This window comes from Neisseria maigaei (genome assembly GCF_958267405.1).
Taxonomy (GTDB): Bacteria; Pseudomonadota; Gammaproteobacteria; order Burkholderiales; family Neisseriaceae; genus Neisseria; species Neisseria bergeri.
In genome coordinates this window covers 40,114-63,761 of record NZ_CATQFT010000055.1, presented here as the reverse complement: position 1 = coordinate 63,761, position 23,648 = coordinate 40,114, and the positions used below count along the sequence as shown (strand labels likewise).

The following is a 23,648-nucleotide window of genomic DNA, read 5'->3' as shown; positions in this document are numbered from 1 at the left end:
TGATTATTGATTTTTCGCGAAACCATTTGATCATATGACAAGATGTGTATCCACCTTAACTTAATGATTTTTACCAAAATCATTAGGGGATTCATCAGGGTTGAGCCACCTCCGCGCTTCATCAGAAAACTGAAGGAACCTCCATTGAATCGAACTAATATTTTTTTTGGTGAATCGCATTCTGACTGGTTGCCTGTCAGAGGCGGAGAATCTGGTGATTTTGTTTTTCGACGTGGTGACGGGCATGCCTTCGCGAAAATCGCACCTGCTTCCCGCCGCGGTGAGCTCGCTGGAGAGCGTGACCGCCTCATTTGGCTCAAAGGTCGAGGTGTGGCTTGCCCCGAGGTGATCAACTGGCAGGAGGAACAGGAGGGTGCATGCTTGGTGATAACGGCAATTCCGGGAGTACCGGCGGCTGATCTGTCTGGAGCGGATTTGCTCAAAGCGTGGCCGTCAATGGGGCAGCAACTTGGCGCTGTTCACAGCCTATCGGTTGATCAATGTCCGTTTGAGCGCAGGCTGTCGCGAATGTTCGGACGCGCCGTTGATGTGGTGTCCCGCAATGCCGTCAATCCCGACTTCTTACCGGACGAGGACAAGAGTACGCCGCAGCTCGATCTTTTGGCTCGTGTCGAACGAGAGCTACCGGTGCGGCTCGACCAAGAGCGCACCGATATGGTTGTTTGCCATGGTGATCCCTGCATGCCGAACTTCATGGTGGACCCTAAAACTCTTCAATGCACGGGTCTGATCGACCTTGGGCGGCTCGGAACAGCAGATCGCTATGCCGATTTGGCACTCATGATTGCTAACGCCGAAGAGAACTGGGCAGCGCCAGATGAAGCAGAGCGCGCCTTCGCTGTCCTATTCAATGTATTGGGGATCGAAGCCCCCGACCGCGAACGCCTTGCCTTCTATCTGCGATTGGACCCTCTGACTTGGGGTTGATGTTCATGCCGCCTGTTTTTCCTGCTCATTGGCACGTTTCGCAACCTGTTCTCATTGCGGACACCTTTTCCAGCCTCGTTTGGAAAGTTTCATTGCCAGACGGGACTCCTGCAATCGTCAAGGGATTGAAACCTATAGAAGACATTGCTGATGAACTGCGCGGGGCCGACTATCTGGTATGGCGCAATGGGAGGGGAGCAGTCCGGTTGCTCGGTCGTGAGAACAATCTGATGTTGCTCGAATATGCCGGGGAGCGAATGCTCTCTCACATCGTTGCCGAGCACGGCGACTACCAGGCGACCGAAATTGCAGCGGAACTAATGGCGAAGCTGTATGCCGCATCTGAGGAACCCCTGCCTTCTGCCCTTCTCCCGATCCGGGATCGCTTTGCAGCTTTGTTTCAGCGGGCGCGCGATGATCAAAACGCAGGTTGTCAAACTGACTACGTCCACGCGGCGATTATAGCCGATCAAATGATGAGCAATGCCTCGGAACTGCGTGGGCTACATGGCGATCTGCATCATGAAAACATCATGTTCTCCAGTCGCGGCTGGCTGGTGATAGATCCCGTCGGTCTGGTCGGTGAAGTGGGCTTTGGCGCCGCCAATATGTTCTACGATCCGGCTGACAGAGACGACCTTTGTCTCGATCCTAGACGCATTGCACAGATGGCGGACGCATTCTCTCGTGCGCTGGACGTCGATCCGCGTCGCCTGCTCGACCAGGCGTACGCTTATGGGTGCCTTTCCGCAGCTTGGAACGCGGATGGAGAAGAGGAGCAACGCGATCTAGCTATCGCGGCCGCGATCAAGCAGGTGCGACAGACGTCATACTAGATATCAAGCGACTTCTCCTATCCCCTGGGAACACATCAATCTTACCGGAGAATATCGTTGGCCAAAGCCTTAGCGTAGGATTTCGCCCTCTCCCGCAAACGACCCCATCACGGCCGTTTCGTTAGCGTATCCGGGATACAGCAGAAGATGTCTTTAGATGCCATCAGCAGAAATACCAAGCAAACTGTCTCATATATTGCCAAAGGTTTTGATGCATCCGAATATCCTTGCTTGGCGGCCAATGAATTTTTGTGCATGCAGACCATCAAACAAGCCGGCATTGCCGTTGCACAGACCAGCCTGTCGGAAGATTCATCAGTCTTATTGGTACGTCGGTTTGATGTCAGTGAACAGGGTTATTTTTTAGGGATGGAAGACTTTACCAGTCTGCGCCAGTATTCGGTAGAAGATAAATATAGAGGCAGTTATGCGGCTATTGCACAGATTATTCGACAGATATCCGGCAGACCCGATGAAGATTTAATCCATTTCTTTAACCAGCTTGCCGCCAGTTGCATATTGAAAAACGGCGATGCACACCTCAAAAATTTTTCAGTACTCTATCATGACGAATACGATGTACGTCTTGCACCTGCCTATGATGTATTGGATACATCAATATACAGGGTTGGAACACAAGGAATTTTTGATGCTTATGACGATACGCTGGCATTAAACCTGACTAACCACGGTAAGAAAACATATCCTTCCAAGAATACATTGTTGGATTTTGCTGAGAAATATTGCGATTTGGGAAGAGAAGATGCATCCTTTATGATAGATACAATCGTTCAAGCGAAAGAACAGGTTCTTGTTAAATACTCGGATGTATTGCGTGAGAATGAATGGTTGGCGCAGAAGTGGCATTTTATCCCGGATGAAAATGAAGAAGGTCTACCGTTTACATTCCGGTAGCTGCCAGGTTTGAACCGGCTGTCAGAGATGGCCGGTCGACTTTTACCCTGAAAATCACTTCATCTTATGGTGTTTGAAACCGAGAAATTAGAAGAATCGTATTCGGTAGGAGATATACTAGGAAGATTGGAAAACTGGTAAATCATTCTATTGATTGAGTTGGCAGCCTATATGTTTAATGTAGGCAAACGAGAAGGAATCATGTATTTCATGATTCCTTCTTAAATTCCTGTGTCAATCTAATATCAAAACACAGCCATCTCTTACCATAATCATGATAGGTATTTTATTATGAAAAGCTATATCTATAGTTACCGTTGATTTGACTATGCCGTTTTAAAACGTATAGCCTACCTGAAAACCGCTTGCCCATTTCCTTGATTGGAAAAATTCGGGCTTTTTCAATGCACGGCCGGTAAATATATCGTAATGCAGGTTGCCGCCAAGCTTTATCTGCCCGCGTATCCCAATTGCTGTGCCGGCTAAAGTTTGGCCCAATAACCATTTGGCGGATTGTCCTGAAACATGTCCTACATCAGCCCCAAGATAAAGCTGATGGCCTGGTTTAAATTGCCAGCTCAAATCGTTGCGCCAATACCATCCCCGCTCGGCAGACAAACTCATCTCACCGTCGAAGCCACGTACGGTGTGGTGTCCGCCGATAGCCAGTTTGTCTTGCGATGTTAGCGGGGTTTTGTTCCATTGTGCATGAACGGATGTGTCATAGGCAAATAGCTGTTTACCGATTTGAAAAGGAGTATTTACATCAGCCGATGCCGTCCAAATTTTCATACGTGACGTGCCTTCGCCAAAGGCTTCTTCAGGCGCGCGCAGAGCATCTTTCATGCCGGTGCCGCGTTTATATTTCAACTTAAAATCTGCCGTACTGCGGCCGATATATTCTTTGTGGGAAAGTTCTGCCAACCAACCCGCAGTTTTACGCCGTTGTACAGTCAGTTCGGCATCATCAATGTAACTTTTTGTTTCCCTCGTCCATAGTTTTACACTGAGATAGGTTTTGCGTTTGGCATCACGATACAACAGGCGGTTGAAGCCGAAATCAGTATTGTAACTTTTTCCATTATAGTCATAGACTTCCGATAATCCGGAAACCGCCTGATGGTAACGGTAGCCATTGTGATTGAATGCCCATGTCCATTTACCGAAAGGGGCTGAATAATGTACGGCGTAATTGTTTGATCCGCCTTCTTTGCGATGGCCGTCAAAACTTTCCTCATCGGGCGTACCGCCAATTGAACGTCCATAATTTACATAGAACATATCACTCAGTCCAAAAGGATTGTCGGCAGAGAAAGTGATATTTCCTTGGTATTTTCCTGTCGCCTCACTACCCGAATTATCCATCCCCACACTCACACGGTAGGGCAGCAGACGTTGCCGCCATTGCACCACGACATCACTTTGGTTTGGTTCTCCCTCTACGGGAACGATTTGGAGATCGGCTTCCGTAGTCGGGAGACGTTTGAGATTTTCCAGTCCTTGTTCCAAATCACGCAGATTCAACAGATCGTTCGAGCGGGTGGGAAATTTGTTCTGGAATGCTGCAATACGTCCTGCATGGGTTTGATCATCGTTAGACCGATCGATTCGTATGGAGCGTAGATAGCCCGGTATCAGGGTTAATTGAAGCTTGCCACTATTCAAATCCTGTGGCGCAGCCAAGATACGGGTCGTGGTATATCCCCTGCCGATCAAAGCATTTTGTGCTAAGGACATGATTTGATTAATGTCGCCCGCATGCAAACACTTGCCAGCCTGAAAACCCGTTTCGCGCAAGGCACGTTTTAGGGCAAACTGAAACCGAGCATGGTGTTCGCCTTCCAACACCACTTCGTTAATGGCAAAACACGGTTGGCTGCTGTCATCGCCCATCAACTGATTAACCGTTTCCCCCGTGTTTTTTTGATGCAAACGCACATCGCTTTCAGGCTGCATGGTTTGGCGCAACTGCTCTTCGCGTTGGCGTTGCTGAATATCTTGCTGCATACGGATTTCGGCAGGGTTGGGGGAGGCCAACAAAGTAGTAGGAGCGATGATACCTGCCGATAAGCAGCACCAAGACAAAAAGCGAATATTAGGCAAATAGGATAAAGGAAGTTTCATGGCATGGTCGCAAAATCAATAAAATCATCAATGGGCATTCAATACACGATTGCATCAAGTTTTAAAAGTTAAAATTCTCAAACCCTTATCGCTCCCTTTATGATACAAGGCGCGTAGTGTCCTACTAGGAAATAACTGGCGCACAGCTGAGCGCATTTGATGACTGTGTCCCAATGGCGCAAACCATTGAATCAGCCAAATATTGTCGCCACAGTTCCAATCGCTGTTGTCGCGCAAATGGCGGTCAGATTCTAAATAATGCACCTGCGCCACTTCATCAAAATAAGCCCATGAGATATAACCGATTGGTTGGGTACCCTTGCAAAACAAAGCGAACTGCCCGTTTTTTAACACAGGCAATATATACGTCATCATCTCCACAATAGGTACTTGGCGATGCGTAGGCGACTGATACCATAGCCAAGTGATGGCACCGAGTGCTTCGCTTTCGTTATATGGCTCACTGGGATAGAGCTTGGGTGAAAGGATGTTTAGGGTTGAGATGGTGGGCATAGTTTAGAGGGGGGTAAAACAAAAAAGGTAAGTGTAAGTGGTTTTAAGGCTGCTTGAAAGCGGATTAACAGCGAAAAAGAGAACGCGTGAGTGCGAGCACCCACGTATACTTTCTGATTCTATTCATTAAGCCATTATGCTTATTCCTCAATCACGGTTTCCACCACCGAATGAATACTTTTAGGCAATTGCAAAAAAGCATTCCAAGCAATTAAAGCAGTTTTAAAAGTATGCAGCGAACAGCTTAAATCAGGCCAGCCGTCTTCTTCATCAAATTCGTTGTTATAGAAAACTACTTTTTCAGCAGAAATATCCCAGCAAAAACCTTGTCCACCTCCTGAATAAACTTCATTGGGATTATTTTCTGCTTGATGGATAAATTCTAAATTTTCATCTATGTCTTTTTGTAGATAAAGGTCTCCTGTTAAAACATAAATAATATATTGATACACTGTTCCTCGTGTATTTATCTTTTGATTAGAAGAATTATCTAAAAACTGGCAGTAGTTAAATAATTCACCAGAACTAAACTGATCATAAAAACATTTTATTTTATACATTTAAAAATACCTTTTTAATCAATACTTCATTTATTATCATAAAGTGGATAAGCCGTTCGATTAGGTTCCGTAAATCCTTCTATTTCAACACCAGATTTACTTGTACCTCTCCATTTTTGACCTTCTAATTCCTTTCTTCTCTCCCAAGCTGAGGTAACTTCAGCCCTAATTCTAGCCTCGTCCCAATATTTTGGGAACATAGAATGATTTGTCATAGGCTTTCCACTCCTTCCTTTTTTCATTTCCCAACTTCCATCAGGCTTTTTAATTTCCACTGTCGCTTGATAAACCCCATGTTTATCAGGTGCCGAGGTTTGTTGTATCACCCGTACATCACCACGGGTTAGACTATGCCCTCCTGTTACTGTGCCTTTCTTATTGATATCACCACCTATAAAATGATTAAAATCTAACCCTGTTTTATTTTCCCATTCTCGTTGCGCATGGGCTTTAAACTGACTACTCTGACTCCTTCTTCTCGTTTCCTGAATATTTCTATTCACAAGTTCACGAGTTGCCAACCTATTGCCGCCCCCGTATTCAATATTATTTGTTTGTTTCCTTGGCTTATTCCCCCCCGCCATCTCCCCGTCGAGGACGGACATCTCCCCGGTCTTTTGCCCGGCACTGGTTTTGCCGTTTTTATTCCATGCCCCCCTTCCTGATGAGACAGCACCGGCCTTAATACCGGTCAGTATACCCGCCGCTCTGTCAAATTTGTCAGTAGCCCAAGCACCTACCTCTTCTTCGACAGGGTTGTCGTATTCCATGATCAATGGGACATATGGTGCTTCCTTACCGACCGGTTTGCCGATAGTGCCGTTATATAGACCGATGAAGCCATTTATATAGGACGACGGCAGGTTGGCTATGCCTTTACCTATTCCTGCTGTAGCAGTATCAAAAGTTTTGTTCCGAATCTGCCGGCTTCTCTCCGTATAACTTGAAACCGCATTTCTTTTCAACTGCTCCCTCGTTTCCCTATAGCCCTGCTGTTCGGCAAATTTACCGCTGTCTCTGTAATACTTCATTGGGGCAAAATCCAGGAACGTTTCCCCGTCGGCTTTGAAACTTCCCGCTATGCTGCGCAGGAATTGTTCCGCCGCCGTGTCGGTGTCGGCATGTTTGGCATAATAAGCCGCATCGACCTGACGCATAGCTTGTGCCACCAGCCGCTCTTCTGCCTGCCGTTGGGAAATGCCGGGATGGAGTTTGGCAAATTTAGCGGCATTATCTTTAATTTTTCTGATCTCGCTGTCGTGCAGCTGCCTATTGTTCCAATCGACATTCGCCCCTACTGCTGCCGTACCGACATTCCCACCCGCCGCATAGCCGATGGCCGCCCCGCCCAGTACGTTGACCGCCGCTTTGCCCGCCGTACCGAGGTTTTCCGCCGCTTTGTCCAAATACGGTGCAGCAAGGGAAGTGCCGCCGCCGGCCAGTATGCCGCCGAGGCTGCCGGTCGTCAGTCCGCCTGCCGCCCCGTGCAGTATGCTCCTGCCTATGCCGCCTTCTTTCCAGGTGTCGTAGCGGCTTTGGTTTTCGGCAAGATAGGCGTTTACTTGGCCGAGGGATGCGCGGATGGCGGCTTTTTCGGCTTCGCTGTCCGTGTTTTGCAGTTCGGCCTCCAGCAGGGTTCGGGCTTCCTGATACCGTTCGTAACTTTGGGTATTGCCGAGTTTGTCGGCAACGGCCGCTACGGCTTGGGCGGCGTTTCTGCCGAACTCCTTCGTTACTTCCCTTTGCAGGTTGATCTCTTTGGCGACCGCGTCTTTGTCGAAGCTGTTTTTCAGACGGCCTGTGTGTTGATCCGCAGTTTCGGTGTCGATGCCGGTGTAGATACGCGCTTCGGTTTCTTTTGCAGTCCTGCCTGTTCGGGCAAGTTGTCCCGCTTCGTCGGTGATGTGTATGTTGCGGGTGTTGATGCCGCTTTTCGTGATGCTGCTTTGACTGTCGCTGTCGCTGCCATAACCCACTGATGAACTTGCGCCGTTTTTATCGGCCACGCTTGTCAGGTGTTTGTTTTGAGGTTTATTTTGTGCTCCCTGTCCCAGTGTTTTGCCGCTTATGGACGCACTTGCGCCCAATCCAAAACTTTCGCCTTTGTATTGGCTGTGGTTTTGAATGTCGCTGGTAGTAAGGGTGGCCGTCTGAAACCGGTTTTTACCCTTGTCTTCTGCGCTTTGGCTGCTGGTGATGATGCCGCCTTTGAGGTCTGTATGGTTTCCGATCTTGATTTGATAGCCGTCTTCTCCGGCATAAATACCGCTTTGCTCGGTTACTGAAGCATGGTCGGCTCGGATTTTGCTTTGACTGTAATCGCCACTGGCACTGAAGCCATAACCTACGGTCACTTGTGCACTGGCGTTTTGTTGTTTGCTTTGATAGGTTTCAGTATCTTGAACACTTTCTATATGCAGGTTGCGCGTATCTGCCTGTATGCCTTTGCCGATGAGCTGCGCACCTTTGAGGGTGGTATCCCCGCCGCTTCGAATGGTAGTTTTACCGGTTGTGCTGCCGACATGGGTGTGGCGGTGGGTTGCTTTTGTCTGATTGCTGTGGTGGCTTGTTGAAAGAAAGGCTGTCTGAAACGTATTTGTTGTTTCAGACAGCCTCCTGGCTCAAACCTTGAAAACTACATATGTGCGTTCCGCACATCCTACGTATTGAGTTTAGGTTTCACATGAGCTACGGCTTGCTATGCCGTCTTTTTTCCAGGTGTGGCCGCGGCTTTGGTTTTCGGCAAGGTAGGCGTTTACTTGGTCAGATGGCGGATTTTTTGTTCGTCGTAGATGATGGAGACGCTGATACCGGAGTAAGCGTAGATTGGGTCTTGACCTCAAACCTACACTTGTTTTACATAAAATTTCGTGTCTCTATTTGAAAAATCTAAATAACAACATTCTACTTTACCTATTGAATTGATTATAGTTGAAACAGGAATATTAAGAAGCCTAATACCCAAATCATCAATTTCAAAATCATTAATTCCACTCTTATAAAGATAGTTTATTATTTCATCATTAATTTTCCCAAGCCAATTAAAAGAAATATCTTCTAAAAAAAACTTATTTGGTTCAAATATCTCTATCGCTTCAAGCTGATTTTTATCATCATAAAAACAATGGATATTCAATTCGGGAAAAACATCCATAGGAACCCGAGAGTATGATGACTTATAAATTTCTTGTACATCAGAACTAAATATTGCACGAACTTGTTTTCGATTCAGATTTGATGAGATAATGTTTACACAATTTTCTATTTTTTTTGAACTAAAATAAAAAATTTTCATAATTTTTTGCCTATTTTTTAGTTTTAAAAGAATTTGGGTCTAGTTTTCCCGAATACTCAAGCATCTCCTCGATTGCCTTATCATATTTGGATCCGAACTTAGATCTGATATCCCTCACATCCATTTCAATAGCCTCTTTCAATTTACCTTGTTCCAGTAACTCTTTTTGCTTAGCCCTATATTGGATAGCATAAGGAGAGCGTCCATAACTTTCAGTAAGCCGATGATCCTTCGGATCCATCTTAATAGCAGGACCTTGTTCACTACTAATGGGGGCTCCTTTATAGCAATCTTTCGCAGGACAATGATGCGAATCCAAACCGTCATTGGTCGGTTTTTTGGTTTCCGAATGCGCCCCTCCTTTGTACTTATGTTCCGTCGTTGCCAATGCCGCACCCGGAATCCTGTCCCCCTTCGCAACATTGCCGTTTGCAGGGATACGGATATTCCCCGAACCCGCCAATAAGGGATCGCTGCCGGTAACGGTCGGCTTGATGTTTCCCAGATTACGGATGGCTGCAAGAATCGGGGCTTTTATCCTCGGATTGGGGTTGACAAGGCTCGTCAGTCCGTCGGCAACGTTCAGTGCAAACTCTTCGTTTTTCCGCTCTCCCTGCCTGATTTTGGTGTCTTTCGTCCCGCTGTGCAGCCAGGTCAGGTTGCGGTATTCGGGTTTGTCCTGTCGGCGGTATTCCTCAAACAGCTTCGGATCGTTGTAGGCTTGCGGATTTCTTGCGCCGTAGTTGCGGTAGTCCCAAGTATAACCCAAGGCTTTGTCTTCGCCTTTCATTCCGATAAGGGATATGACGCTTTGGTCGGTATAGCCGTCTTGAGAACCTTTGTCCACCCAACGCAGTATCTGCCTGCGGATTCTCATTGCCGCTTCTTGACTGCTGATTTTTCTGCCTTCACGTTTTTCGACTTCACGCTTGAGGGCTTCGGCATATTTGTCGGCCAACGCCATTTCTTTCGGATGCAGCTGCCTATTGTTCCAATCGACATTCGCCCCTACTGCCGCCGTACCGACATTCCCGCCCGCCGCATAGCCGATGGCCGCCCCGCCCAGTGCGTTGACCGCCGCTTTGCCCGCCGGGCCGAGGTTTTCCGCCGCTTTGTCCAAATACGGTGCAGCAAGGGAAGTACCGCCGCCGGCCAGTATGCCGCCGAGGCTGCCGGTCGTCAGTCCGCCTGCCGCCCCGTGCAGTATGCTCCTGCCTATGCCGCCTTCTTTCCAGGTGTCGTAGCGGCTTTGGTTTTCGGCAAGGTAGGCGTTTACTTGGCCGAGGGATGCGCGGATGGCGGCTTTTTCGGCTTCGCTGTCCATGTTTTGCAGTTCGGCCTCCAGCAGGGTTCGGGCTTCCTGATACCGTTCGTAACTTTGGGTATTGCCGAGTTTGTCGGCAACGGCCGCTACGGCTTGGGCGGCGTTTCTGCCGAACTCCTTCGTTACTTCCCTTTGCAGGTTGATCTCTTTGGCGACCGCGTCTTTGTCGAAGCTGTTTTTCAGACGGCCTGTGTGTTGATCCGCAGTTTCGGTGTCGATGCCGGTGTAGATACGCGCTTCGGTTTCTTTTGCAGTCCTGCCTGTTCGGGCAAGTTGTCCCGCTTCGTCGGTGATGTGTATGTTGCGGGTGTTGATGCCGCTTTTCGTGATGCTGCTTTGACTGTCGCTGTCGCTGCCATAACCCACTGATGAACTTGCGCCGTTTTTATCGGCCACGCTTGTCAGGTGTTTGTTTTGAGGTTTATTTTGTGCGCCCTGTCCCAGTGTTTTGCCGCTTATGGACGCACTTGCGCCCAATCCAAAACTTTCGCCTTTGTATTGGCTGTGGTTTTGAATGTCGCTGGCAGTAAGGGTGGCCGTCTGAAAAAGGTTTTTCCCTTTGTCTTCTGCGCTTTGGCTGCTGGTGATGATGCCGCCTTTGAGGTCTGTATGGTTTCCGACCTTGATTTGATAGCCGTCTTCTCCGGCATAAATACCGCTTTGCTCGGTTACCGAAGCATGGTCGGCTCGGATTTTGCTTTGGCTGTAATCGCCACTGTCACTGAAGCCATAACCTACGGTCACTTGTGCACTGGCGTTTTGTTGTTTACTTTGATAAGTTTCTCTATCTTGTACGCTTTGAATACTTAGGTTTTTGGCATTGACTTGTACGCCTTTGCCGCGTACTTGCGCGCCTTTGAGTGTGGTATCCCCGCCGCTTCGGATGGTGGTTTGTCCAGCCGTACTGCCGATATGGGTGTGGCGGTGGGTTGCTTTTGTCTGATTGCTGTGGTGGCTTGTTGAAAGAAAAGCCGTCTGAAAACGTATTTTTGTTGTTTCAGACGACCTTTTATCAAATATTATCGGCAGCGGCTCAATGCCAACCTTAAACCTGCTCCGATTTCTTCAGGACTGTTATCCAATGATAAAATTACGTCGTCTGCATCAATGGCATCCCACGCTTCCAGCTTGACATGGCGGCTCGGGCTGATTTTCAGGCTGCCGTTGTGCAGCCAAATATCCACACTCATCATGTTTTTAAATAGGGCGCGTCTGGTTTTATAGCCCAAGTTCCCGCATAGCTTGGCAACCCAATCCTCATAGCGTGGTTTAAAATTTTCCTGTTTTAAAAAATCAATACGTTCAGCTTCGTTGTCTAACGTCCTGCTGTTTGCCAACGCTTGCAAGACCGTCGTGCCTAAAGTTTCATTGTCGGTATCCAATGGCAGGATATGGGGGGGATATAGGTGGTCTATTGCCGTTAACCCCAAACCTGAACATGTTTGAACAATCAGAGCTTCTTTATTAGCATCAAAAACTGCCCAATAATTTTGATTCTGTTTAAAAATCATTATTTGATCTCCGTAATTTTGACTGTAATATTTTGACTTTTGCCATACTCTACCACACGTTGCAGATGAGTCCGCCTTTGAGGTCGGTGTGTCCTTTGATGTTGATTTGATAACCATCTTCACCCGCAAATATGCCGCTTTGCTCATTCACAGACGCATAATCCGCATTTACTTTGGGCTTGCTATAACTCGCACTGCCTGAAACGCCGTAACCCATTATTACCATTTTGTTGAATATCCTTTATTATTTTTCATGCATTCTCCAATCTTTCCGTAGCATGTCATGACATCATCTGCATTCTTATAGCCCTTTTTATAATCATCTTTATATTTTCTACGAATAATCTCCCTATAATCTCCATTTTCATCTGGTAGTTGATATTTTTGATAAACTTCTGGACATGCATAAGAAATACAATAGCGTAAATCCGCAATTCTTGTTTCTTTGCTCGTATTATTCTTAACATAATATTCATCGTCGCTATTTATAGGATAGTTTTTTCTAAAAGAATAATCACAAGAAGAAGTTGCAAAAAAGCAAGGATTACAAGAAGTTGTCATTACCATTATAAAAACAATAATGACAACTTTAATATAGCATTTCATAACAACCACCAATATATAGATAATCAATGACCAGTAATTTTCATAATCGCTTGGATAAAATCCTGATCGACTATATCAGCAATAGCAAACGGTGCGGCGACAGGAATGGCGACGGCGGCTGTTACTGATGAACCTATTGCGTCTTTTTTGTTAGTAGTTCTTCGGTCAAGAGTGGTATTACCCTGTTCATAGCCTGCGTCTTTTCCACGATAAAAGCCCCACATTTGACCGCCCATAAAATCGTGAGTGCCGCCAAAACCTTCAACAACAGTATCCCAAAAGAAAGAACCTTTGGGGTATGGGTTGCCAATCATTGTCCCCATTAAACCCTGAACGCCGCCAGTAGCACCATACATACCTTTAGCCGCAGGATTTTTTTCAGGTTTCATTGCGTCATTGAATGTTTTGATTTTTTCCCTATTTTGGTCTTCAACAAATGTATATGTACCATTAGGATTTTTAATGCAACGCTCCGAAGTATCTTCCCCACAAATCGCTTGCACATCAACTCGAACACCGCCCAACTTCACGCCGTCAAAGTAATCGCTATCGTAAGAAACATTGCTTAATAAGACTTTGCCGTTTTTATCGACAATGCCAGGAAATTTGCGTGAATTATCCAAAGTTTCTCGGCGTAATTTTGTAGCAACGCCTTGCAATAAGCCCTGCGTAATCGCCGTATCAGGGTCTAACGCCACAATACCAACAACGGTTTCCAAAATCCGTTTTTGATATTGCAGGTTATAAATTTTGTCATAAAGTTTATCTTGTTCCGCCTGATAAATTTCCCATTCTTTTGAATTAGGGTCAGAAAAGTCTTTTTTCTTCTCCAATTCTTTGATTTCTTCTCGCAATTTCGCTTGCTTGGGTTCATAAACTTGGGCAATCGTGGCTTTGGCGTTTTCGCTGAAATCTTTGGTAACTTCGACTTGAATGTTCAGTTCTTTCAAAACTTTTTCTTTGTCGAAGTTATTTTTCAGGCTGCCTATATGCTCTGCGTAGTTTTCCACAGTTACATCGGTTTTGATTGCACCGATTGTTTCATCGGCAGTTTTGCCTGTGAGTTCTTTTTGCTTATTCTCATCAGCAATCACAATATTGGCGGTGTTAATGCCTGAATGTGTTACTGAATGCTGGCTTTCACTGTCGTGTCCGATACCTGTTTGAGTTTTCAGTGAACCCATAGCAACGGTTTTGCTTTCGCCAGTCGGCGTGCCATCAGGTTCGGTTAGGTCAAAAGTTTTATTGCTACCCAAAGTCATCAGTTTTTGTCCGCCAATTTCTTTGGGCATACTCTCACCGCCGCCCATTGAGCCGCTTAAACCAACGCCAAACGAACTGCCCGAATATTCCGACTTATTCGCCAAGTCTTCAAAGGTGAGCGTACCCGTTGTAAAACGGTTTTTGCCATCGTCTTCCGATTTTTGGGTGGAAGTAATCAAACCGCCTTTCAAATCGGTGTGGTTCTGCACATTGATTTGATAGCCGTCTTCTCCGGCATAAATACCGCTTTGCTCGGTTACCGAAGCATGGTCGGCTCGGATTTTGCTTTGGCTGTAATCGCCACTGGCACTGAAGCCATAACCTACGGTCACTTGTGCACTGGCGTTTTGTTGTTTGCTTTGATAAGTTTCTCTATCTTGTACGCTTTGAATACTTAGGTTTTTGGCATTGACTTGTACGCCTTTGCCGCGTACTTGCGCGCCTTTGAGTGTGGTGCCGCCACCGCTTTGGATAAGGGTTTGGCTGCCTTTGTCGCCAATATGGCTATGGCGGTGGGTGATGCTGTCGCCATTGCCGTAGCCTTTGCCGACATTGCCGCCTGCGGTAACGCCTAATGACCAGCCTCCTTGTCCGAATGATACGGCAGCACCTGCGTTCCAACCTGCCGATTTGTTTTGGCTGCGTTCGGTATTGCTTTGCTCGGCTGATTGGAGTGTGATGTCGTTATCGGCAATCAGGATTGTGCCTGCTTTGCCGGCAACATCTGAGCCTGCGATGTTGATATTGGATTGTTCTGCTGCTCCTGTGGCGATTAATGTGGTTTTACCACCTGCTTGAATTTGACTCGCTTGGGCTTGATTGGCTTGAACTTGGGTGGTTTGTCGGTTTTGCTGTTCGCCGTAGGTTATGGAGATGCTGACTTGTTTGGCATTGGTTGTACCATTGGCTAAGTTTTGTGCACTCTTACCTGTTTGATAGGCTTGCCAGCCTGCATTGGCAGCCGCCATGGCATTAACGCGGTCGTTTTTGCTTTGTCCGACTTGTTTGCTGCTTTGTGCGACGGCAATAGCTTGTTGTGCCAAATCAGTAACGGGCGAACTGAATGCCACCGTTAAGCCTTTTTGTTCATAGGTTTGGGTGGTATTACTGTTTAATTTGTTGTGTGCCGCTTGAATGTCTATGCTTTGGGCATAGATGGTATTGTTGCCTTCCGGGCTGGAAACGGTACTGCCGATTTGTTCGTAGTGTTTGCCTGCAACAATGGTGGTATCGCCTTTCAAGCTGCCTACGGTACTGCCTGTATGTTCGTTGCTTTGGGATTGGTTTTCTTGTGTGTTTGTCTTGCTGCCAATAGTGAAGCCGATACCTGCACTCATCAATCCTGATTTCTGGGTTTGATGATAGGTTTCGCTTTGGCTTTGAGTTTGGGTTGTACCAATGCGAACATGATTGCCTGCTTGAATCCGGGTGCCATTATCGGAAATAACATTGCTGCCAAGGATGTTGGCATCGTTTCCTGCCTGCAATACAACTTGCTTGCCTTCAAAGGTGCTACTTTGGGCGGTTTCGTGATGACTTTGGGCTTTATCGGTAATGACTAATTTATTGCCACCACCGCTTCTGCCTGTGTGTTTGGACGCATCATCAACATGGGCCGTGTTGATGCCTGCGCTGATGTTGATGTCATTTTTGGCAGACACAGCGAGTGTACCGTTTGCGCTGCTGACTTCGGCAGCTTTGGCATTGAGGTTATTCCCTGACAATAGGGTAACATCGCCTTTTGTTTGAATGCTGCTGCCGACTTCGTCCGTTGAACCGCGAATAACATGGTTATCGGCATCAAAATGGGTTGCTTGATATTTGCTGGTTTGTACCGTATCTAGGTTAATGTCGCGCCCTGCTTGCAGCCGGGTTTGCCCTTGCTCTGATTGATTGCTGATTTGACCGGCAATGATGTTGATGTCTTTGCCTGCCTGCGCTGCTAAAACACCTTTTTCTTTGCCTGTGATATAAATACCTGCCATTCGGTCTAGGTAGGTGCTGCTGCCTTGTGTATTTTGACTGCTGGCGGCGGTGCTTTGGCTGTTGATGTTGTTGCCTGCGTTGAGCAATAATGTCTGTTCGGCAGAAAGCATGCCGCCAATATTATTGATGTCTTGTGTGGCCGTAACCGCTGATTTTTGCGCATGAATACGCCCACCGATATTGTCTAGCGTATCGGTATTGATAATAAGCGCATTGCGCCCTGCAATCGTGCCTGAGTTTTTCAGGCTGCCTGAAACATTGATTTGTGTATTGCTGCCTGACAACAATGCACCTTTACCGTCTATGTCGCCATTCTTAACGCGTACATAAACCTGTGGCACCAATACGGTTTGTGTGCCGCCATCAGGAAGTTTAACTTCTTTTTGTACCAACCAAACAATATCGCTGGTCAGTTGCGCTACTTGCTCGGCACTTAATGCAATGCCAACGCTGAGATTCATGGAGCGTGCCGCAGTCGCGCCATTATCCATTAAGGCTTTAAATTGTTCTTCGTCGTTTTGATAACCGTCTAAACGACGATGCCCTGTCAGCTCTGCGATCTGTTCATTGATTAAACGTTGCTCGTAATAACCATCACCCAAACGTTTATGTAAATTGTTTGGGTCTAGTTTGAGGCTGTCCAGCATATAGTCACTACCCAACCATTGACGGTAGTTGGCAAAGCGTGGATCGGTTTCAACAAGATAGCCTTTATTGACAGGATTGATAATGTATAAGCTGCTGCCGGGTAATGGGGTAAAAGAATTGGACGTATAGGGTAGCGAAATACCGTTGCTTTGCGGCAACTCAGTGCCTTGGCTGGGCGCATGATGGCTTAATGCTTTGCGATGCGATTCATAGGCAAATGAACCCAGTGAAATGTTGCGTGTGATTTCCTCCGGCAAAGTGTAATTTTGTTCGCTATGTCCCGTTGAGTCTCGTCCTTTATGTTTCTCACGCCAATAGCTGTGTAATTTGCCATTTTCACTGAATACTTTCTTTTCGCCAAAGGTTTGCTCGTTATGCAAACCGTCTTTTTCTGTTTGCACAAGCAAATCGCCGCCGGCGATGATTTGGCTATCGGTATTAAATACTTCTTTACCATCAATGGTTAAATCATTACCTGAAATGATTTTGGCTGGCGCAGTTTGGGTAACTTGGGTTTTTTGGGTGACTTTTTCATAATCGTATTTATGCCAATTTTCATGCGCCGCTCCATCAGGGGTGCGTAAGTGGTCTGATTCATCGTTATAGACAGACCAGCCTAATTCATGTTGTGTGCCTTCCCGCAATAATTCGTGTCGTCCAAATGCTTCGTAATCAACAATATGCTCGCGCCCTGTTTCTACCAACTGCGTTTTCAAATGCTCATTGGTATTGTGCAGCTTTTCTACACCTAAACGCATTTTGCCGGCGGCTTCAATGGTTGCGCTGGCATTGCGTATGCTTTGGGCTTTGCCTGTGGCTTGGCCATTGGTATCTAATGCGCCGCCAACCGCCATATCGTTACCGCTGTAAATCAGACTGTTTTCACGGTTATTTAATTGTCCAATGCCTAAATTCAGGTTTTCGCGTGCCGCAATGGCGGCACCTGTACCGTTTTCATCTTGATTGTCTAAGCGGGTAGCCGCAATAGCGATATTGTCACCATAAATCCGACCTGTACCGATATTATTCACTTGCCCGGCTTGGATTTTGGTTTGTTGTCCGTCAATCAAGCCTCTATTGGTTAAATTGTGCTGCGTGCCTATGTCTGTCGTACCGCCGGATTGAATGTTGCCTTGTGCTACATTATCAAGGTTATTTGCTTTAATCCGAATGCGTTTTCCTGCTTGCAAGGTATGTGAATTTCTCAGGTTGCCTCGTGTACTGAGCGACAATTCATTGCCCGCGACGATCTTGCGTCCCACATAAAAATCATCTTGTAACGCAATATCCAGTTTATTATCAGCGGCAAGTGTGCCGTTGTTGGATAACGATTTTGCCTGAATAGCAACATCATGACCTGATTGTATCGTGCCGTTCGTATTATCAATGACAGCGGTAGATTGCTGACCATCGTGAATAATCAGTTGTTGATTGGTCGCTATTTCGCCATTTTGATTGTTCAGGCTGCCTGAAACGGCTAAATTCGCTATTTCTGCTGATAATAACTTGCCATGAGCGTTATTCAGTTGACCGGTTTCAATCTCTAACTGTTGGCGTGTTGTGATGTTGCCGTTTTGATTATTCAGGCTGCCGGCTTGAATGTGAACCGCATCACTGATAATTGTTCCATTGTAATTGTCAAACGCCGAACCTTTTGCATTTAACTGATGAATGTCTATTTGTCCTGCATTATTTAAACCTTGTTGCGCACTAACATCTGTTTGACCATTGGCGATAATACTGCCTGAATTATCCAGTGCACCATGAGTGCGAATTGTCCCATCAGCAAAGGTAGGCGCAGTTATGTTTGATATAGAAACGGTTGCAGTACCCGTACCTGTTGCCGTTGTTGGTGTGGTAGTGGATGAATGGGAAGATGCGTTGTAACTATTGCCGATTTGATTGCTTGAACCATTTGGCGCGGTTGGTGTGGTATCTGGCAAACCCATGCGACCACGGTTATCCATTTTGCCTTGTGCATCAATATGGAGTTTTTGTGAACCTGTTTGAGAGAGTTTGCCTTGATTATTAAGTGTGTCGGTGTCAATAGCCAAACGAGCGGCTTCAATGGTGCCTGATGTTTCATTTTTCAGGCTGCCCGAATTGTGAATCAATATTTCGCCTGAGGACAATAATGTGCCAGTGTTTTGAATCGATTGACTGTGAATTTGAGTGCCTTGTTGCGATACCACCGTACCGCTGTTTTCAACGCCTTGACTGCGGATATTGACTTTGTGTTCCGCTGTATTATCCGTATCTTTTGCATTGGCGGCAGCCATCGTGCCACTATTGACTAAACGGCCATTTGCATCAATCGCCACATTACCGGAAGAAGCAAACAACTGCCCTTGATTACGAATGCCTGCTTGTTCGGCCGTACTGATCAAGGTGATTTTGTTGGCATACATACCTCCTAATTTGCCTGTATCAATCGCAAATAAAGGGATATGTGTGCCGTTGTTGGCTGTATTGTTTGACGTATTGGCAGCAGCATTATTGAGAATAGGAGAATGTGCATCACCTGTTGCGGCCACATCGTTTTGTCCCGCGACGACACGAACATCTTGTCCCCATACGGGTGCATCAATTTTGGAATGATAACTGAGAATACGTGTGTAATCGGTATCACGGGCATCCAAACCTTGTCCCGTGATCGCAACATGACCCGAACGAACCTGAAAGCCTGTTAATGCGCCTGTTTGATATTGTGGCTCACCTGTCGTCAAAGTGGCACGGGAAGCATTGATAAAACCACCACCATTGACTGCAATCCCTGCCGGATTGGCAATAACGACTTCTGCACGTCGTCCGCCCACTTCAATATAGCCATTCAGTTGTGAAGAATGGCTGCTGTTGATTTGGTTTACAACCACACGTGCTTCGCCCCTTGCCAACCAAGGATTGCCTTGAATCCAACCGCCTAGTTGTGTTTGGGTGTTGCTGCGACTGTTGTTCAAAATCGCCCCGCGATTACCTATATCAAACTGGGCATATTGATTAACAGAAACCCCTGCCGAAGTAGGGGTTTGAATATTGACTTGCGGTATGCCGTTACCTGTTTGCAGGATGGTAGGCTGTTGCTGTGCAGGTGCGGATTTGTCGGCAACGATACCTTGGGCATTAGCAGAAGAAGAAGTCAGGATAAGGGCAGAACCGAGCAGTAATGAAAGGGAGAATGAGATAACAGAGATAGAATGGATAAAACCCGTAAAGCCCGCAATATCATTTGGCAAAATACCTACAGCTTGGGTGTCGGCTGTGTTTTTGCCCTCGCGTTTGGCATTTTCAGCAACGGCTATCATGCAGTTTCGATGTTTGTTAAATACAACTTTGTACAGAGTGCGGTTCATAGTAAGGGCTTTCTTAATAATATTTTTATCCGAATGCGCCGTAAAACTTCGCCGTTCACGGCGGAGATATCAGGCACGGACTGCAAAGCAGTCCTAAAAACGTTGAATTTCAGTCAGGCGTATTTTGCTGCTCAATTTATTGTCGAATAATGGAAATAGATGCACCACCACAACTACCTGCAAAATAAGACGGCGACCACAACGCACCACCCGAAAGTTTCTCACGAATACCGGGATAATTTTTTTGCCTAATCATACGACTAGATACACCTTTCAAGCTGTTCACGAGTTTTGAAATAGATACTTTGGGTGGATAGTTTACAAGCAAATGAACATGGTCATTTTCACCGTCAAATTCCACTAGTTGTGCCTCAAAATCGGTGCAAACGCTTTCAAAAATTTGTCGCATATCGTCTAAAATTTCTTTTGTGAACACTTTTCGGCGGTATTTTGCGACAAAGACTAAATGAACATGTAAGTTAAAAACAACGTGTCTACCAAGTCTTAAATCAGTTTCTTTTCCATAGACCAAGTGTAGAATAATCAAAAATTCCATTATCTACGAAACCATGCAAATACTCAAAGCGTTCAAATTTGAATTGATGCCAAACGGCGCACAAATCCGCAGACTTAAGCAGTTTTGCGGTTGTTCCCATTTTGTATTCAATCGCGCTTTGGCGTATCGAAATGAACAGTACGAAGCAGATAAATCATTCAAATTCAGTTACAACAAAATCGCGAATTTGTTGCCTGAATGGAAACGTGAATTAACTTGGCTAAAAGATTGCCACAGTCAGGTTTTGCAGCAAGCTTTGAAAGATTTAGAAAGCTCATTCAAAAACTTCTTCGCCAAACGTTCGGACTTTCCAAAATTCAAACGCAAGGGCGAAAAAGACAGTTTCAGATTTCCGCAAGGCTGTAAACTGGAACAACAAAATAACCGCATCTATCTGCCCAAAATCGGTTGGGTACGTTATCGCAACAGCCGCGATGTCGTCGGCGAAATTAAAAACGTAACCGTCAGCCGAAAATGCGGTAAGTGGTATGTTTCCATTCAAACAGAATTTGAGGCGGAAATACCAAAACCCAAAGGCGGAGAAATCGGTATCGATATGGGTATCGTGCGCTTCGCTACGCTATCCAACGGCGAACATTTTGAGCCGATTAACGCATTCAAAAACCTTAAAGGCAAACTGGCAAAACTACAACGCCGACTTAAAAACAAGGTTAAATTTAGCCAAAACTGGCAGAAATTAAAGGCGAAAATCGCCAAATTGCACCACAAAACCGCTCACTGCCGTAAAGACTTCCTGCACCAAACTTCAAGCAAAATCAGCAAAAACCACGCGGTTGTGTACGTTGAAGATTTACAGGTGTCGAATATGTCCAAATCAGCCAGAGGCACAGCGGAAGAACACGGCAAGAATGTGAAACAGAAATCAGGTTTGAACCGGTCGATACTAGACCAATCTCGGTTCGAGTTCGGACGGCAGTTGGATTACAAATTGTTGTGGAATGGCGGACATCTGGTTGCTGTACCGCCGCAAAATACCAGTTGAACCTGTCCTTGTTGCGGACATACCGCGAAAGACAACCGCCAAACGCAGGCTGTATTTGAATGCGTAGAATGCGGCTATACGGAAAATGCGGATGTGGCTGGGGCGATAAATATATTACGACGCGGTCAGGAAATCTTGGCGGCGCAATAAGCAGTCAAATCAGGGCAGGACATGCCCGTAGCGCGTGTGAAGTGAACAATGCGGTAAAGTTGTCGGCAGCACGAACCCACCGAAGCGGTTTGGCAGAACACCGCCGACCGCAGTAGGAATCCCCGCCCTTTAGGCGGGGGAGGATGTCAAAATCGTAAATTAGATTAATTTTTAGGGGCTGACGTAGATTAGCAGTTATGCCAGGCTACGAAAATAAAGATAACCAATTGTAAATTAAACAATAGAGTTCAAAAGAAACTGCTTGAATTTTTCGTACTCCAAGCTACCACCCGTTCCGCTGCCGATATTTTGACTGCTCCGCCTCCATTGAGTGCGGCGGAAGTGATAATGAGCTGATTCCTCCGTCTTCAGACGGCATGGCTGTGTAATCGTTCATGGTACATCCGCCGAAATTGCAATCTTCTATTGTAGCGTAAAGCAGGTTCAATTGGTTTCCGTACCGCAAAACAGGTAGAATACGCGGGCTGACGGGTTAAATACCTTCCTCAACCATCACAGTTAACATAGGAAATAATCTGGCAATCTGAGAATCGGCAATCCACCTGTTTGTCTCTTCTGTCCTAAGCATACCTGAATCTTTAACCCAAATTGTTCCATCCTTATCCTTAAAACGTGTACCATTAGGAATCTTTTCCCATTCGTTTAAAACGACTTTTGCATTTTTGTTTTCAGGATTTTTGGCCCCATTATCTTTAGCCGCATCTACAAATCCCCAACGTTCCTCTACGGCTTTTTTCAGAATATTCAGCCTATGGGCTTTAGTCACGTTCTGACCTTTTGCAATGAGCGAAGCGATATATGCTTCCGCCCTGACCCGTATCGTTCCGGCTTCCAAATCAGTCATTCCGGTAAAAAGTTCCGATTGATTTTCAAGAGGGATGTCTTTCGACCCTATTTTATGTAGGATTGAGAATGTAAAACCTACAATTTTTCGTCCTTCTTTATGCTGCTCGTAGGTAATAGAAATATCCGTTTTATCATTGATCTGCTTGACGGCGAAATCCAAAACCTTACGTTTGAACAGCTCCATTTTTTGATACTCGTCAGGCATCACACCCAAACGTTCGCGCAACTCCATTGTACTGAACATCGGTGTCTTACCGGCTGCACGCCATGAAATAATAATTTCGTAGAGCCGCACCGCGTATTTACTGCTCAACGATGAGACCTGATCAAGCTCGTAGCTTGTGAAGTTTTTTTCTAGCATCGTAATCAAAGGGGCAACATTTGGTGCAAAAACTAACTCTACCGTTGCCTGTTGTTCAATATAGGCGACCTGAGATACCCACCTTGTCCGTACTACCTTTTCCCCTTTTGGTGTTTTCTCGATAAAACTGAATTGGCGTTCAAAAAGGTTGTTACAGGCATCTTTCAAAGCCTTATAAGCCGTATTGCGGTTGGTATGGAAATTATTCATGTAACTGCTGGCTGTAATGGTCAACCTGTCGTTTGCGGTAATCCCCTTTCCCGTAGTCCTAGCCTCAATAATGGACAACAGTATTAACCTCTGCTCCACCAGTTCAAGATTGTAGCTGGCATTGATTAACGCATTGTCTTTAACAACAAGGTTTTTAACAGCCATAACAGATGGTTCCGCTAAATAAAAACAATATGCTACCTTTGTATGATTAGGGTGTCAAATGATCGGTTGATTCTTGAACCTTATGCACGCCAAAAGGTGCGATATACCTGCAAAACGGTGTACTATTTCCCGACAAACGGTGCTGCATTGCACGGTAAACGGTGTCAAATAAAACGACAAAAGGTATGATATTGCCCGATAAACGGTGTGATATATCCTGACTTACAACAGCAATATCTTTGAAATTCAATATATTCTCTTGAAATATAAAGACTGAAAAGAGAAAGGTGTTAAAAGACTAAAATGAAAAACTCACTCTATTTTTTTGTTATTCAAGAGTTAAACCCAAGACTGTTGCACGCCAAACGGTGTTATATAAGTTTTTAAAGGGCAGCACATAAAGCATCATCCTGATTTAGAAAGGAACGAATGTCCAAGCGACGGGTTTCAACCGGTA

Annotated in this window: 14 protein-coding genes and 6 pseudogenes; 6 read left to right on the top strand and 14 right to left on the bottom strand. The window is 45.9% G+C overall.

The genetic code is table 11. The features are described from left to right. Window positions 1-144 precede the first annotated feature (144 nt). From aph(3'')-Ib to Q3O06_RS10010, 3 genes and pseudogenes are all read left to right on the top strand, one after another. On the top strand, window positions 145-948 hold the full coding sequence (gene aph(3'')-Ib, locus Q3O06_RS10020; RefSeq protein WP_001082319.1) for an aminoglycoside O-phosphotransferase APH(3'')-Ib: 804 nt from the start codon (window positions 145-147) through the stop codon (window positions 946-948). Further along, a complete protein-coding gene (locus Q3O06_RS10015; RefSeq protein ID WP_000480968.1) occupies window positions 948-1,784 on the top strand; it encodes an aminoglycoside O-phosphotransferase APH(6)-Id in 837 nt (278 codons plus the stop codon). Before aph(3'')-Ib ends, Q3O06_RS10015 begins: the two co-directional genes overlap by 1 nt. 105 nt (window positions 1,785-1,889) lie before the next feature. Beyond that, window positions 1,890-2,699, top strand: a pseudogene (locus Q3O06_RS10010) (HipA domain-containing protein); the annotation flags it as partial. Window positions 2,700-3,035: 336 nt separating this feature from the next. Here Q3O06_RS10010 and Q3O06_RS10005 read toward each other — a convergent pair. From Q3O06_RS10005 to tnpA, 13 genes and pseudogenes are all read right to left on the bottom strand, one after another. Beyond that, the gene (locus tag Q3O06_RS10005) at window positions 3,036-4,823 is read right to left on the bottom strand and encodes a ShlB/FhaC/HecB family hemolysin secretion/activation protein (RefSeq protein ID WP_301818706.1); all 1,788 of its coding nucleotides are present in this window, start codon (window positions 4,821-4,823) and stop codon (window positions 3,036-3,038) included. A gap of 54 nt (window positions 4,824-4,877) precedes the next feature. Continuing rightward, window positions 4,878-5,336 carry a protein-lysine palmitoyltransferase gene (locus tag Q3O06_RS10000; protein ID WP_301818705.1) on the bottom strand — a complete coding sequence of 153 codons (459 nt, stop codon included), beginning with the start codon at window positions 5,334-5,336 and terminating at the stop codon, window positions 4,878-4,880. A gap of 140 nt (window positions 5,337-5,476) precedes the next feature. Then, window positions 5,477-5,896, bottom strand: coding sequence for a protein MafI (mafI, locus tag Q3O06_RS09995; protein ID WP_002254738.1), 420 nt, complete (start codon window positions 5,894-5,896; stop codon window positions 5,477-5,479). A gap of 26 nt (window positions 5,897-5,922) precedes the next feature. After that, window positions 5,923-8,250, bottom strand: coding sequence for an EndoU domain-containing protein (locus Q3O06_RS09990; RefSeq protein ID WP_308446896.1), 2,328 nt, complete (start codon window positions 8,248-8,250; stop codon window positions 5,923-5,925). 69 nt (window positions 8,251-8,319) lie between these two features. Further along, window positions 8,320-8,508, bottom strand: a pseudogene (locus Q3O06_RS09985) (hemagglutinin repeat-containing protein); the annotation flags it as partial. Window positions 8,509-8,741: 233 nt separating this feature from the next. Then, on the bottom strand, window positions 8,742-9,050 hold the full coding sequence (locus Q3O06_RS09980; protein WP_308446897.1) for a hypothetical protein: 309 nt from the start codon (window positions 9,048-9,050) through the stop codon (window positions 8,742-8,744). Window positions 9,051-9,201: 151 nt separating this feature from the next. After that, window positions 9,202-11,445: pseudogene (locus tag Q3O06_RS09975) on the bottom strand (hemagglutinin repeat-containing protein); the annotation flags it as partial. An 89-nt stretch (window positions 11,446-11,534) separates the two neighbouring features. Further along, on the bottom strand, window positions 11,535-12,026 hold the full coding sequence (locus Q3O06_RS09970; protein WP_301818702.1) for a contact-dependent growth inhibition system immunity protein: 492 nt from the start codon (window positions 12,024-12,026) through the stop codon (window positions 11,535-11,537). Window positions 12,027-12,075: 49 nt separating this feature from the next. Continuing rightward, window positions 12,076-12,252, bottom strand: a complete 177-nt coding sequence (locus Q3O06_RS09965; RefSeq protein WP_301818700.1) for a hypothetical protein — start codon at window positions 12,250-12,252, stop codon at window positions 12,076-12,078. Further along, entirely contained in the window at window positions 12,246-12,632 is a 387-nt protein-coding gene (locus tag Q3O06_RS09960) for a hypothetical protein (RefSeq protein ID WP_170316285.1), read from the bottom strand. The genes Q3O06_RS09965 and Q3O06_RS09960 overlap by 7 nt, the downstream gene beginning before the upstream one ends. 23 nt (window positions 12,633-12,655) lie before the next feature. Then, complete coding sequence (locus tag Q3O06_RS11225) at window positions 12,656-17,971, bottom strand: hemagglutinin repeat-containing protein (RefSeq protein WP_441338294.1); 5,316 nt, start codon at window positions 17,969-17,971, stop codon at window positions 12,656-12,658. A gap of 453 nt (window positions 17,972-18,424) precedes the next feature. Then, window positions 18,425-19,879, bottom strand: a pseudogene (locus tag Q3O06_RS11220) (two-partner secretion domain-containing protein); the annotation flags it as partial. Window positions 19,880-20,015: 136 nt separating this feature from the next. Beyond that, a complete protein-coding gene (tnpA, locus tag Q3O06_RS09950; protein ID WP_301818698.1) occupies window positions 20,016-20,435 on the bottom strand; it encodes an IS200/IS605 family transposase in 420 nt (139 codons plus the stop codon). 13 nt (window positions 20,436-20,448) lie between these two features. Between tnpA and Q3O06_RS09945 the strand changes: the two genes are divergently transcribed. The 3 genes and pseudogenes from Q3O06_RS09945 to Q3O06_RS09935 form a co-directional block, all read left to right on the top strand. Then, on the top strand, window positions 20,449-21,438 hold the full coding sequence (locus tag Q3O06_RS09945; RefSeq protein ID WP_301818696.1) for an RNA-guided endonuclease InsQ/TnpB family protein: 990 nt from the start codon (window positions 20,449-20,451) through the stop codon (window positions 21,436-21,438). A 12-nt stretch (window positions 21,439-21,450) separates the two neighbouring features. Then, window positions 21,451-21,588: pseudogene (locus tag Q3O06_RS09940) on the top strand (zinc ribbon domain-containing protein); the annotation flags it as partial. A gap of 213 nt (window positions 21,589-21,801) precedes the next feature. Continuing rightward, a pseudogene (locus Q3O06_RS09935) lies at window positions 21,802-21,900 on the top strand (IS1595 family transposase); the annotation flags it as partial. Window positions 21,901-22,081: 181 nt separating this feature from the next. On the opposite strand, the gene repM reads toward Q3O06_RS09935, so the two are convergent. Continuing rightward, entirely contained in the window at window positions 22,082-23,191 is a 1,110-nt protein-coding gene (gene repM / locus Q3O06_RS09925; RefSeq protein WP_301818694.1) for a replication initiation protein RepM, read from the bottom strand. Between the last annotated feature and the right edge of the window lie 457 nt (window positions 23,192-23,648).